This is a genomic window from Streptomyces tailanensis (genome assembly GCF_008386495.1).
Lineage (GTDB): Bacteria > Actinomycetota > Actinomycetes > Streptomycetales > Streptomycetaceae > Streptomyces > Streptomyces tailanensis.
In genome coordinates this window covers 123,953-135,871 of sequence record NZ_VTHJ01000051.1, presented here as the reverse complement: position 1 = coordinate 135,871, position 11,919 = coordinate 123,953, and the positions used below count along the sequence as shown (strand labels likewise).

The window sequence follows — 11,919 nt, the reverse complement described above, 5'->3', positions numbered from 1 at the left end:
GCTCCATCCTCTGGCTACGCAGCCTGCCAGCCCTCCCGTGATCTCAACTCAGAACAGGCCCTAGGTGCAGGATGCCGGGCTTGAGCGCCCGGGCGTCCTCGACGTGCCGGATGATCTGGGCTAGGAAGGTCTCCTCGCCGCTGCGGGTGACCTTCACCAGCAGGGTGCCGGTGCCGTTGACCGACCCGCCGATCACCTCGTCGCCGGGTCCGCGCTCGACGGGCACCGGCTCGCCGGTGACCATCGACAGGTCCAGTGCGGAATATCCCGACTGGACGAGGCCGTCGACCGGGACGCGCTCGCCGGGCCGGATCCGTACCCGCTCCCCGACGGCGACCTGGTCCAGGTCGAGTTCGGTCTCGGTTCCTTCGCGGACCACGCGGGCGGTGTCCGGGCGCAGGTCGAGCAGCTTCTTGACCGCCTGGCTGGAGCGGGTCTTGACCAGCAGCGACAGCCACTCGGAGAAGGTGTGGTAGGTGGTGATCAGCACGGTGACGGCGAAGAACGCCGCCGTCGGATAGTCCGGCAGCACCCCGGTCAGGCCGATGATCCCGCCGGCCAGGCCGGCCAGCGCGCCGACCTCCAGCAACACGTGCTGGTTGAGGATCCCGCGCCGCGCGGACTGGAAGGCCATCCAAGCGAAGTGCGGCGTGACCACCGCCATCATCACCAGGGCCAGCGCGCCGGTGATCCAGCCGGTTGCCGCCTCGCCCAGCGCCCCGGTGGCCCGGGCCGCGAGCGCCGCCGCGCCGGGGGCGACGATCCCGAGCGTGCCCAGCAAGGCGCGGGGCCAGCCGGCGGGCCGCAGGATCGCCGCCGCGACCGGAACCATCAGCGCCACCACCGAGGCGGAGACCAGCGCCCCGACCAGACCGGCTGCGGCCACCAGGGCGATGGCGGTCAGGCTGGCGGCGACCGCGGCCAGCAGCCGTATCCCCTCGTGTACCAGCTGGGCCTCTTCCTCCTCGAAGGGCCGCAGTTTGCGCGGGTCGTACAGGTCGTAGCCGATGTCCCGCAGCGTCGTCAGGATCTCGGCACCGCTGATCTTGTCCGGGTCGTAGTCGACCAGGGCCTGCTCATGGGTCAGGCTCACCGCAACCTTCGCCACCCCCGGCTGCCGCCCCAACGCTTTCTCGATCGTGCCGGTGCACAGCGAGCAGTGCAGCCCCGCGATCCGCGCCCGTACCCGGGCGTGTCCCGGCAGATTGCTGGGCTCGGCAGCCCAGTCCGGGGTCTGATCCACCGTCGTGGTCATGACCGCGGCTCCTGATCGGTGACGGTGTAGCCGGCCTCGGCCACCCGGGCGGTCACAGCGCCACGGTCCGCCTCCGGCCCCAGTTCGACCTCCAGGACCCCTGTGGTGTGGTCGGCCGCCGCGTCGCGGACGCCGTCCAGGCGCCGCACGGTGGCCGTCAGCCGCTTCTCGCACCCGGCGCAGTCCATGCCCTGCACTGTCAGCACCATCCGCTCGGTCATGACCGGCTCCTTGCTGTCCTGGACCGGAGGCCCTTAGCGCATTTCCCGCCTCATGCTGCGACGCTAGAACCTGGCCCCAAGGGCCAGGTCAAGACTGGGAGGGAACCGATTCCCAACAGAGCCGCTGGAGAACTTCATGCCCATCGCTGACCAGCACGTTTTCACCGTCAGCCAGGCTGCCGAGCAGGCCGGGGTGACCCGCAAGGCCATCCGCACCTGGGAGGAGAGGGGGCTGTTGCCGCCCGCAGAGCGCACCGAGGTCGGCTACCGGCTGTTCACGGCCGACGACATCGCCGTGCTGCGGTTCATCCGCCAGGCCAAGACCCTTGGCCTGACCCTCGCCGAGGTGGGCGACATCCTCGCCTTGCAGCGCGGCGGTGCGCAGCCGTGCGGGCGGGTCACGCAGCTGCTGGACACCCACATCGAGCAGATCGACCGCACCATGGCCGAGCTGCGGCAGTTGCGCCGGGTGCTGGTCCGCGCCCGCCGCACGGCCGACCAGGCCCGCCGGGCCGGCGGCAACGCCGTGGTGTGCCAGATCATCGAGAACAGCCCCGGTCCCCGGACCGCTCCGGCGCTGGAAACAGCGGAAGGGGCAAGCCGTGAGGGGTAGGCGGCCAGCCGCCGTGCTCCCGCGGAGGGGTTGTCGGTACGCGCTCTCGCGCGCAAGTACAGCATCGGCGCACTGTGCGGGAAGCCTTGGTCTCCGCGTGGCCTGCGCCACGGAAGACGCGCCGGCGGGTCGCAAGGCAGCCGACCAGGCCAGGTACTTGGTCAAGGGCCGCACCCGCCGAGGTGAGCTGGGGAGGCACCAGCGAGACGAACCGGCTGGAGGAACGCCTCGCCGAGCGGCGTGCTCGCAAGAGCACGCCGCATCCCGAGCCCACCGACGGCAAGCGCAATGAGCGGGTACGAGACCAGCTTGGTCCACGCGTAGGCCCGCGAGAACGGCTACGAGGTGCCGGACCGGGGTCAGTGGCTATGGGACGTATGACCATCCTCTGCCGGCTCAGCGGGTGCCTCGGCCGGCTGGTCCTGCTCGGCGGGAGCCTGGTCCTGCTCTGCTGAGGGCTGGTCCTGCTCCGCGGGGGTCTGGGTCGTGGAGCCGTGGTCGTGACTGTGGCCATCGGAGCTGATGGTGCCGGCGAGGGCCATCATGCCCAGCCAGGTGAGGGCCGAGAGGACGACGACACTGGCCGCGAACGGGCTGACGAGGTGCCGCCAGCGGCCCTTGGAGTCCTTGGCGACGAACGCGACGTACGACATGAGCAGGCCGATGGGAGTCATCCAGGCGCTGCGCTCGGGGAACTGCTCGAAGTGCTGGATGCCGCCGCCGACCAGGCCGACACCGAAGGACAGCAACAGGGAGAACGCGACCAGCGAGACTGCCCGGCTCAGCACCGGACGCTCGTCTGCCAGCACGAACTCGTTGACGATGGTGCCGAGGAGGAACACGAAGGCACCGACGACGCAGATGATCGTGTACAGCGACGGATTGATCGGGTAGTGGACGACGGCGCCGGCGATGAGGGCGGCGCCCATGAAGTAGAGCATCTGGCCGCTGTAGCGAGCCGGGAGTGACTTCTTGTCGAAGGTGGGGCGGCGATGTCTCGAGGGGGGAGTCTGGTGGCGCTCGGGCTGGAGAACGGTGGTCATGCGGGTAGGGCCTTTCAGATCTTGGTATGTGAGAGCAGGCAGAAGCCGCGCCGACACCAGTGGTGTCGGCGTCACGCTGGTGCAGCTCTCAGCAGCGCAGGATCGAAAGTCGGTGTAGGCACGGTGGGTCGCCGGTGCGGCTGATCCAGCGGTGCGCGGGTGCTGCCCATCGGCGGAGCATGCAGAGAACGCGGTTGGAGACCCCGCGCCTGAGGGCGAACGCGAGCAGGGCGGCGACAATGCCCAGCAGCGCCAGGCAGCTGTCTCCGGCTCCGCCGTGATCGCAGGGGGATGCGTCGTCCGGGCCGTCCGGTGTTCTGGTGACTTCACCGGGGGCGACGGCCGTGTGAGCGTGCTGAGTCTGGTCCCCGGCGTCGGTGAGCGGCAACGCGGCGGCGTGGCAGCTGTGGGCTTGGTGATGTGTGGTCAGGGCGTGCATCGCGAATATGGCAAGCACCACCGCGAAGAGCGTTGCCATCAGCAACGCTCCCGTGTGGTGGCCGCGACGGACCTGGCCTGAAATCACGCTTCAGGACCATAGGCGGGCTCGGTAGCGAAACTGCCGACAGGAGGCGTCCCCAGCCCGTGATGGGAGGAAGATCACATCAGGTGCGGGTGCGTCTGCGCGGCGTCACCGCGTGGCCGCGTCGTGCTGGCTGGCCCAGGGGCGCACCGCCTCATCAGTGTGATGAATGGCGCTGCCGTGCGCCCTTGGCTGAAAGCAGCGCCCAGCGGTACCTTCTCGGCGTTCACATGACAACGTGCGGAAGTCCGGTGAGAGTCCGGCACGGTCGCGCCACTGTATGCCGAGGCCGCATCCCCATGAGGGTGGCGGCCGACGGTGAGTCAGACCCCACGTTGTCGTACATGCTCCGTCGAACGGGACGCGTGTTCCCCAAGGAGGTCGGCCGTGGCGCAGTCCACATGTCTCACCGCTCTTTCCCCAGCCATGACAGCGCCGCTGTCGCTGATGAAGTCGGCCCTGTCCGCGGGTGCGCCGCAGGTCCCAGTCCTGGTCCGCTGACGGGACGGCCTCCCCTGCTGTTCACCGAGGAGCGCGCTCAACAGCCCTGAGGATCGTTGCCAACGATCCCCGGCCACCGGACGTCTCGGTCGGTCTTCCTGCACCCGCACTCTGAGTGCGCCCCCCCACGCCCTGACCTGACTCGCCATCGCCGGTGAGCCTCGGCCAACCATGTTCTCTGCCCGAGGAGACGCATCACTGGGGGGCGTTGGCGTGTGCTCCCGGGCAGGGCATCTCAGCGTGCCGGCCGTGTCTGTTCGATCGCGTCAGATCTCGGATGCATCACGGCGTGGCATCGCATCGACCAGACCTTGAAGAAGGTAAGCCTTACCTAAGTAAGCTGCTCATAAGGAGACGTCAGTGTCAGCTCTGCCTTCGAAGCCGTCGGTGTCCACCCTGCCGGCGTCTTCGCTGTCCGACGGTGGGCAGGACCGGCCGCTGGGACTGTACGACTCCTGGTGGACGGTCGCTGCGGCCGCGTTGATGGCATGCCTGTCCCTGGTGGCGTGTGCGTGGATCTCCCAGCACCTGCGCGTGGACGCTTCCCTGCACACCGCGGCCCTGTTCGTTCACCTGGCCTCCCTCGTACTCGGGTTCGGCGCAGTCCTGGTGGCCGATTACTACGGGCTGCTGTGGATGACACGACGGTGCACCCTGCACGATGCACTCGCCGGCACCGCCCGCCTGCACGTCCCGATATGGGCAGGACTGGCCGGGCTCGTCGTCAGCGGGGTGATGCTCAGCCCCGACCTGGCCTCCACCATCACCCGCACCAAGCTGGCGCTGGTCCTCGCCCTCACCCTGAACGGGCTGCAGGCCGGGCTCCTGAACAGACGCATGGCCCAGCACGCCTCCACCCCCCTCCCCGAGCGGCTCCTGGTCTGGGGCGCCACCACCGCACTCGTCTCCCAGGTCTGCTGGTGGGGAGCCACCGTCATCGGCTTCCTCAACCGGCAGACCTGACCGGAAGCCCCCCTTGTCTCCCCGGCGCCGAGGCGCCCGGGGCTGTTCACTCCCGAAACCAAGGAAAGACATCCGCATGCGCACCCTCTCACCGCTCAAGCGCGTGGCGCTCATCGCGCTTCCCCCGCTCCTGCTCGGCGCGGGCCTTGTCACCGCAGCCGAGGCGGCCACCCCGCCGGCGTTCCGGCTCCAGACGGTCACCGTGCTCGACGCCAAGACCGTCGAGGCCACCTTCAGCAACCCGCTGGCAGCCAAGAACACCGACCTGGCGACACGCGTGTTCCACGCCCGGCACTACGACTGGGACGTGCCGCACTCGCACGAAGCCACCAGCGTGGCGCTGACCAACGGCGGCCGCACCGCCCGCGTGACCCTGGACCGCGCCCTGCACTCGGACAACCCGCCCTGCGACGGCAGCGAACCCCGCTGCTCCGATGACGAACTGCCCTTCGTCATCACCAAGGCCACCGACACCTACGGCCAGACGCTGTCCAACGACGACTGGGAGGTCTGGGCCGTCGGCAGCGAGCTCGACGACGACTCGGACCACGAGCACGATCACTGACGCCGTGTCCCGCGCGCCGCATACCGCCGGCGCGCGGGACACCTCCGTTTCCGCTTGCGGACGATCGGCGACCAGCGCTGAGCCTGCGCGTTTCCACCGGCTCCACTCATAGGAGTCGTTCACCTCGGTGAGCTCGGTAGCCGGGCGGTCAGGGCTTCAAGATCATCCTGAGCCCAGGCGCCTGGGCGACCGGTGTAGTCCGCCGTGCGTCCTGCGTGCCGCCGTCGGAAGGCGGCGACATGGACAGCAGGGAACCGGTGCAGGCCGTATGGAGTGGCTCGATCGTCTTCGGTCTGGTCGTGCTGCCGGTGAAGCTCCATCCCGCGACCAGTGAGAAGGCCGTCCAGTTCCGGCAGACCCACGCCGCGGACGGCGGTCTGGACGGGAGGCTGCGTCGTCCGGCGGAGGCCCACCTGCCCGTCAGGGCCCTGCTGGAGGTGTTCACCGGCCGGGACCGCGAGGATCTTCCTTCGGCGGGCGAGTGAGGGCCAGGGCGGCATACGCAGATTCTCATGCTCGTCTTCGCCCGCGCGCTGAAGGACCGCGGTGTCCCTGTACCGGAGATCGCGAAGAAGCTGACGATCAAGACGGGCGAGAACGCAGGGCGTCACCCGTCCGTCGCCTCGCTGTACCGGGCCCTCGCCGAAGCCGAGGCGGCCGAGGCACCGGCCGGGCCGGAGATCATCGCCCCGCGCCGGCCGAACCGGGTCGACCTCACCGGCCCCGGCAACGGCGCCGCCCCCGATCTGATGGAACGCCTCACCCAGCAGGTTCTCAACGGCACGAGCGACGAGGTGACCGACGTGCTCGCTGAGCAGACCGAGGACGGCACGAAGGATGTGGTGGCCCAGCTGCTGGCTCAGGCCCAAAACGGAGAGGAGGCGAGTGATCCCGGGCGGTCCGCCCTCGTTCGGCCGACAGCGCGGGCAATGCCTGGCTCGTTGTGCGGGTGTGGACGACGAACGGAGCGTTCTGGACCGGTCGCCGTACGGGGCGGGGCGGCACCGTCGCGCACTGAGGTTATGCACCGAGGCCGCCCTCGCCCGGCGCCTTGGGGTGATGACAAGGCCGTCAGCGTGGCCCGATCCGGCGAGCTCCGGCGGGACCAGGCGATGCGACGGCTGGTGCCGGCTCGTAGGCTGCCGCCATGACCGAGATCCAGAACCCGACGCCCCGCGACGCCTTCGAGCTGCTCATGGCCGGTAACCAGCGCTTTGTCTCAGGCGCCCCCGAGCACCCGAACCAGGACGCCATACGCCGCACCGAGATCGCACCGGCCCAGCAGCCCTTCGCCGTGCTGTTCGGGTGCTCCGACTCCAGGCTGGCCGCCGAGATTATCTTCGACCGCGGCCTGGGCGACCTGTTCGTGGTGCGCACCGCCGGGCATGTCGCTGGTGCGGAAGTCCTCGGTTCCATCGAGTACGGCGTGAGCGTGCTCGACGCCCCGCTCGTCGTCGTGCTCGGCCACGACTCGTGCGGGGCCATCGCAGCCGCCTGTGCCGCAGCCGACGGTGGCAGGGTGCCCGGCGGCTTCGTCCGTGACGTTGTCGAGCGGGTGACCCCGAGCGTGCTGGCAGCCCGCGCCGCGGGACGCGACCAGGCCGACGAGATCCTGGCCGAGCACATCGAGCACACCGTGGACCTGCTGCTGGAACGCTCCCGTGTCCTGGCCGAGCGGGTGGCCGCCGGCAGTCTCGGTGTGGTGGGGCTGTCCTACCGGCTGGCCGACGGCAGTGCACAGCTCGTCGCCTCTCGCGGCCTCGACGCGGCGGTCCCCGCCGCATCCTGACTGCCCCGGCCATGGCTGCCCCGGCGTGATTTGCCCCGGTCGCAGGAGACCCGTATACGTGGATGGGGAACCCACCGGATTCACCGCTCGATCACCCCGGAAGGGCACCGCCCGATGGCTCACGGAGCCGACCCCGCGCCCAGCACCGCCCCCCGCGCCGACCTGGCGCGGGCCGCGGGCTGCGAGGTGTGCCTGGGATGGGGAACGGTCGTCACCGACGACGGGCGGCACGAGCTGTGCCCGGCCTGCCAGACCGGCGGGCGCCCAGCCGAATCCGTCAGGAATACGCCCGGCCCCCACATCCGGGAGCAGTAAGGGCAGCGCCGGTACTGGTCACACGGTGGGCCGTGGCCCCGCGGCGCGGCGGAGCCGGTTGGCGATCGCCAGTCCTAGCCCCTCCTCCACCGGCAAGGAAGCGACGATGAGGTCGCACCCTCGCTGGTCGAGTTCGCGCAGGAACCCGTACAGCCCGCGAGCATAGGCGGCCATCGAACCGGGGACCGCCACCACCGCGTGCGCCTTCACCTCAGCGCCAGCGAAGGCGGCAGGAAGAAAGACGCCCACCCGGTGCCCCAGCTCCTGCGCCAGCTCCGCTTCGGCGACCACCTTCTCCGGCTCGACCAGGACGACCCGAGCACGCGGCGCGTAGTGCGACGGATGCTGGCCCGGCACCCGAACCCGGCTGGTCGCAGGGACCGCGAGCGGGCACCCCAGCACCGCTTCGAGGTCCTCACGCGTCACCCCGCCGGGCCGCAGAATGGTCAGGGTCTCGCCTGTGGCGTCGACGATGGTGGACTCGACGCCGACCGCGCAGGGGCCGCCGTCCAGCACGAAGTCGACGGCATCACCGAGCTCGGCACGGACATCGTCCGCCGTGGTGGGGCTGACCTGGCCGAAGCGGTTGGCGGACGGGGCCGTGACACCACCGCCGAAGGCCGACAGCAGCGCGAGTGCGACGGGGTGGTCGGGCACCCGCACGGCGACCGTCTCCAAACCACCGGTCGCTTCGAGGGGCACCCGTTGCCCGCGCCGCAGGACCAGCGTGAGCGGCCCCGGCCAGAAGTGTTCGGCCAGCAGGCGCGCCGTCGCCGGCACGTCCTGGACCCAGTCGTCCAGCAGCTCCGCGCCACCGATGTGGACGATCAGCGGGTGGGAAGGCGGACGCCCCTTGACCTGGAAGATGCGCGAGACAGCGGCGGGATCCTCGGCATTGGCGCCCAGACCGTAGACGGTCTCGGTCGGGAGAGCCACCAGGCCGCCGGCGCGCAGCACACCGGCAGCCTTCTCGATGTCACTGGTTCGTGCCGTCACGCTGGCAATCCTCCCACTGCTCCGCTCTCCCACATTCCTTGTCTCCTCGGCGCATGACGACGAGACCACGGCCGGCGGCACCGCATGAGCCCGGACGCACGGAGGCCGTCACGGCGGCACCGGGGAAACACCGCCAGCACAGCCACACGTCCTGAGCATGCTGGAACACGAACGGCTTCATGACCATGCACCGTAGCCTTCTGGAAGTGAACCCGCGTCCTCAGCAGTCGAGTTGGGAACGATATCGTCCGGGCGATCCGGGTTCGGCGATCGAGGCGAGCATGGGAAAGACCGCACTGGCCGCACGCCAACCCATGGTCCCGGACGCCGAATTCGCTGGGCACAGATCGGGCAGCGCCGCGCGGACGCGGCTGGCCCTGTCCGGCAAGGCCGTCCCCGCACCCTCTGCTCCAGTTTCGGCTCAGGACGGTTGCGTGCGGGGGCAGTTCCGCCACAGTCTGGACCTCGCGACCATTTCGGTGCTGGGGATGGAGGCCGCCGTGGCCAAGCACTGTTCGAGCACATCTCTGCGGTGCGGGTCCTGCCTGCGCTGCGGACGGCAGCCGTGCGCCGCATGGCAGGGACCGCGCAGCATCATGCGGGCGGGCCGCACAGTGGTGACGTACCGCGGCTGTTTCCGCTGGCTGCTGGTGGTCGTGGCGGCCGTGGCCGGACTGCTGGCCGCAGGCATGGCTACCGGGCTGCTGCTGCCCACCGGAGCGGCGGCCGGTGGCGTCGTCCTGGTATGGGCCGTCGCCACCATGCGGGTGATCCGGCTGGCTCCGACCTGCGGCTGGCCCGGCGGCGCAGGGCCCGGCGGCTCAGGCACGCGGGAGCCGCGCAGGCCCAAGCCCGGTCCTCCCGAAGATGCCATCTCTCTTCCGCTGCCCGAGGACCCGCCGGGCGGCGCTGCCGCTCTCGCCTGACAGGCGACCGGAAGGCGCCATCCTCCGCCTCGGGCGGTCTCAGCAGCAGCCGTCGGGGGCGCTGCCGGCCAGGATCTGCTCGACGACCGGCCGTCCGATCTCAAACGCATCGGCGACGGGCAGCACCCGGGCGTCAGGGTGCTGGGCGAGCCAGTCCTTGGCGGCCTCGGCGCTGGCGAAGAAGTGCACCTGGTTGCAGAACAAGGCGCGGACAGAGGTCGGCGCGTCCGGTGCGACCAGGGAGACCACAGCGGTGGCCGGCTCCACGTCCCTGGGCCCGTCGGGGGTGACGGTGAGACGGACCGGCTCCCCGGTGGCCCGGCAGGGGGACGTGACGTGCGCGGTGTGGCCCAGGACGGCGGGGAAGGCCAGGGTGTCCAGCGCGCACCAGGTGTAGAAGGTGCGGCCGTTCGTCTCGTAGCGGTGCGGGGTGGGGTTGAAGGTCAGTCCGAATCCGATGATGCGGCCGGCGGCGTCGTACTCGGTGTCCGGCATGCCAGCCAGCGCGGTGCGGATCTCGTCCTCGGTGCGGTCGGCCCGGGCGGCGAGCAAGGCGATGGTGACGGGCTCGCCGGTGGCCAGGAGCGTCTGCAGCGGCCGTACCAGCCACATGTGCAGCCCGGGCGAGCTGGTCAGCGAGGCGAGGAAGCGGTCGGCGAACTGCTGAGTGTCGGTGTCCACGGCAGATGTCCCTTCTCTCTCCGCGGTGCGGAATGCGTCCGATGCTTCGGACGGTAGGGTCTGCCCCCGGGGTGAGGGTCAAGCCCCAACGCCGCACCGCGGATCGCCTGTCCAGCAGCCCCGGCTTCCGCCGCCGTCCGCGAGTTCGGCCCGGTGTGCCTTCTCGAACCGGTCGATCCGGTCGAGGGTCTGCTCGGCGGCGGCGATGCGGGCCAGCTGCCGCTCCCGGGCCGCCCGCAGCCGCTGTGCGAGCGCGGGACCGAAGGACTGGCCGGTGTCCTCCAGGTAGGCGGTGGTCAGCTCGCGGATCTCGGCCACGGTCAGTCCCAGGCCACGCAGTTCGCCGATCCACCGCACGCACCACAACGCGTCCGCGGTTGACAGCCGGTAGTTGGCCGGGCTGCGGCCCAGGGTGTAGATCAGGCCGAGGTCGGTGTACTCACGCAGCGTCTTCACCGGCACGTCGGTGCGCTGGGAAAGCTGCCCGATGGTCATCGGCCGCATGTGCCGCTGGGTGGTTACAAAAACCGGTTCTGTCTCGAATTCAGTGCTCTGTCCTCATGCGAGCGGGTGCTCCCGCGTAGGCGATTCCACGCCGAGGAACATCGACTGTGCCCAGGGTGGATGACCTAGTCTTCCACGGCCGCAAAGAATTCAAGACAGAAACCCGGGGATGTTCGGAAAGGTCGTAGAGCGTGTCGACATTGCGAGCGTCTGAACATGACGAGGTGCACCGGGTCCTGCACGATGCGAGCGCCCGGTACCCGGGAAACGATGATGATCAGGGTTTCCCACATGGTTTCACATCGAATGCGGTAACCGCGCCGTTTATGCCGCTTACGGCCGACCGGGACCAGCGGTAGGGCCTACAGGCGATGACCAACGGTCCTGTTCTGATGCTTGAGTACGCCCGCTCTCTACTCACCGTCGTAGGCGAATGTCGACTTCTCGTTCGACGTAGGACCATTCCTCGGTTTCTCGTAGCTCGCCGACCAGCGTATCGAACCGGTCGCCGTCGGTGTCGGCGTACTCGAACCAGGTCAGGAAGTCGAACTCCTCACCGAGGTCTCGACAGTGGTAGAGCCGTCGGGCGATGGCGGGCAGGTACCGCAGACCGATCGTGATGTGATGGGACCGGGTCTCCAAGATGGTCCGCCGTTCGTCTTGGGCGAGTTCCCACCACGCCTGGGATTTGCGGATGGGGATGAGCGCCGCCCGGGTTGCCTCCGGCCGCCCGAGTGTGGGTTGTCGGGCGGTGAGCAGTTCAAGCTCGGTACGATGGGTGTAGCGGATGTTGCTGGTCGTGCCGCGCAGCGCCCACGTCTGCCCGGGCGGGAGAGCTGCCCGTCCGTCCACGATGGCGAGTCGAGGTGTCTGGGCTAGCGGCGGTCCCGTCACGGCAGTGAGACTCTCGACCTTCCACTGGCCTTGGGGTCCACCTGCAAAGCAGGCCATGTGAGCCGAGGTGCTGAGTGTGGCGGGGCTGTGCGACACAGTGCTGTCTCCGTACTCCGATTCGGGTAGGGCC

At 69.8% G+C, this 11,919-nt stretch carries 16 protein-coding genes; 8 read left to right on the top strand and 8 right to left on the bottom strand.

Going from position 1 to position 11,919, the window contains the following annotated elements:
• Nucleotides 1-43 precede the first annotated feature (43 nt).
• Together F3T56_RS33445 and F3T56_RS33440 are read right to left on the bottom strand one after the other, a co-directional pair.
• Nucleotides 44-1,255, bottom strand: a complete 1,212-nt coding sequence (locus tag F3T56_RS33445; protein ID WP_149829094.1) for a P-type ATPase actuator domain-containing protein — start codon at nucleotides 1,253-1,255, stop codon at nucleotides 44-46.
• A complete protein-coding gene (locus tag F3T56_RS33440; protein ID WP_149829093.1) occupies nucleotides 1,252-1,476 on the bottom strand; it encodes a heavy-metal-associated domain-containing protein in 225 nt (74 codons plus the stop codon). The genes F3T56_RS33445 and F3T56_RS33440 overlap by 4 nt, the downstream gene beginning before the upstream one ends.
• A 136-nt stretch (nucleotides 1,477-1,612) precedes the next feature.
• Here F3T56_RS33440 and F3T56_RS33435 point away from each other — a divergent pair, with 136 nt between their 5' ends.
• Nucleotides 1,613-2,089 (top strand): MerR family transcriptional regulator, encoded by a 477-nt coding sequence (locus F3T56_RS33435; RefSeq protein WP_149829092.1) that lies wholly within the window; start codon nucleotides 1,613-1,615, stop codon nucleotides 2,087-2,089.
• A gap of 359 nt (nucleotides 2,090-2,448) precedes the next feature.
• Here the strand turns inward: F3T56_RS33435 and F3T56_RS33430 are convergent, their stop codons facing one another.
• Both F3T56_RS33430 and F3T56_RS33425 read right to left on the bottom strand, forming a co-directional pair.
• Nucleotides 2,449-3,132 carry a hypothetical protein gene (locus F3T56_RS33430; protein ID WP_149829091.1) on the bottom strand — a complete coding sequence of 228 codons (684 nt, stop codon included), beginning with the start codon at nucleotides 3,130-3,132 and terminating at the stop codon, nucleotides 2,449-2,451.
• Nucleotides 3,133-3,220: 88 nt separating this feature from the next.
• Nucleotides 3,221-3,610 (bottom strand): hypothetical protein, encoded by a 390-nt coding sequence (locus F3T56_RS33425; protein WP_149829090.1) that lies wholly within the window; start codon nucleotides 3,608-3,610, stop codon nucleotides 3,221-3,223.
• A gap of 906 nt (nucleotides 3,611-4,516) precedes the next feature.
• On the opposite strand from F3T56_RS33425, the gene F3T56_RS33420 reads away from it, so the two are divergent.
• The 6 genes from F3T56_RS33420 to F3T56_RS33395 all read left to right on the top strand — a co-directional run bounded on the left by F3T56_RS33420 (nucleotide 4,517) and on the right by F3T56_RS33395 (nucleotide 7,788).
• Nucleotides 4,517-5,119 (top strand): hypothetical protein, encoded by a 603-nt coding sequence (locus F3T56_RS33420; protein ID WP_216373029.1) that lies wholly within the window; start codon nucleotides 4,517-4,519, stop codon nucleotides 5,117-5,119.
• Between the two features lie 76 nt (nucleotides 5,120-5,195).
• Entirely contained in the window at nucleotides 5,196-5,684 is a 489-nt protein-coding gene (locus F3T56_RS33415; protein WP_149829089.1) for a hypothetical protein, read from the top strand.
• A gap of 239 nt (nucleotides 5,685-5,923) precedes the next feature.
• Nucleotides 5,924-6,169, top strand: a complete 246-nt coding sequence (locus tag F3T56_RS33410) for a hypothetical protein (protein ID WP_149829088.1) — start codon at nucleotides 5,924-5,926, stop codon at nucleotides 6,167-6,169.
• Nucleotides 6,170-6,196: 27 nt separating this feature from the next.
• The gene (locus F3T56_RS47140) at nucleotides 6,197-6,835 is read left to right on the top strand and encodes a hypothetical protein (protein WP_216373028.1); all 639 of its coding nucleotides are present in this window, start codon (nucleotides 6,197-6,199) and stop codon (nucleotides 6,833-6,835) included.
• Nucleotides 6,832-7,473, top strand: coding sequence for a carbonic anhydrase (locus tag F3T56_RS33400; RefSeq protein WP_149829087.1), 642 nt, complete (start codon nucleotides 6,832-6,834; stop codon nucleotides 7,471-7,473). Before F3T56_RS47140 ends, F3T56_RS33400 begins: the two co-directional genes overlap by 4 nt.
• A gap of 114 nt (nucleotides 7,474-7,587) precedes the next feature.
• Nucleotides 7,588-7,788, top strand: a complete 201-nt coding sequence (locus tag F3T56_RS33395; RefSeq protein ID WP_149829086.1) for a hypothetical protein — start codon at nucleotides 7,588-7,590, stop codon at nucleotides 7,786-7,788.
• Nucleotides 7,789-7,806: 18 nt separating this feature from the next.
• Here F3T56_RS33395 and F3T56_RS33390 read toward each other — a convergent pair whose 3' ends face one another.
• Nucleotides 7,807-8,784 (bottom strand): L-threonylcarbamoyladenylate synthase, encoded by a 978-nt coding sequence (locus F3T56_RS33390; RefSeq protein ID WP_149829085.1) that lies wholly within the window; start codon nucleotides 8,782-8,784, stop codon nucleotides 7,807-7,809.
• Between the two features lie 281 nt (nucleotides 8,785-9,065).
• On the opposite strand from F3T56_RS33390, the gene F3T56_RS33385 reads away from it, so the two are divergent.
• Nucleotides 9,066-9,710: a hypothetical protein gene (locus F3T56_RS33385; protein ID WP_149829084.1), complete on the top strand. Its 645-nt coding sequence runs from the start codon at nucleotides 9,066-9,068 to the stop codon at nucleotides 9,708-9,710.
• Nucleotides 9,711-9,749: 39 nt separating this feature from the next.
• Here F3T56_RS33385 and merB read toward each other — a convergent pair whose 3' ends face one another.
• The 3 genes from merB to F3T56_RS33370 all read right to left on the bottom strand — a co-directional run bounded on the left by merB (nucleotide 9,750) and on the right by F3T56_RS33370 (nucleotide 11,747).
• A complete protein-coding gene (gene merB, locus F3T56_RS33380) occupies nucleotides 9,750-10,391 on the bottom strand; it encodes an organomercurial lyase MerB (RefSeq protein WP_149829083.1) in 642 nt (213 codons plus the stop codon).
• A gap of 78 nt (nucleotides 10,392-10,469) precedes the next feature.
• Nucleotides 10,470-10,895, bottom strand: coding sequence for a MerR family transcriptional regulator (locus tag F3T56_RS33375; RefSeq protein WP_246204142.1), 426 nt, complete (start codon nucleotides 10,893-10,895; stop codon nucleotides 10,470-10,472).
• A 417-nt stretch (nucleotides 10,896-11,312) separates the two neighbouring features.
• The gene (locus F3T56_RS33370) at nucleotides 11,313-11,747 is read right to left on the bottom strand and encodes a chlorite dismutase family protein (RefSeq protein WP_246204140.1); all 435 of its coding nucleotides are present in this window, start codon (nucleotides 11,745-11,747) and stop codon (nucleotides 11,313-11,315) included.
• Nucleotides 11,748-11,919: the final 172 nt, after the last annotated feature.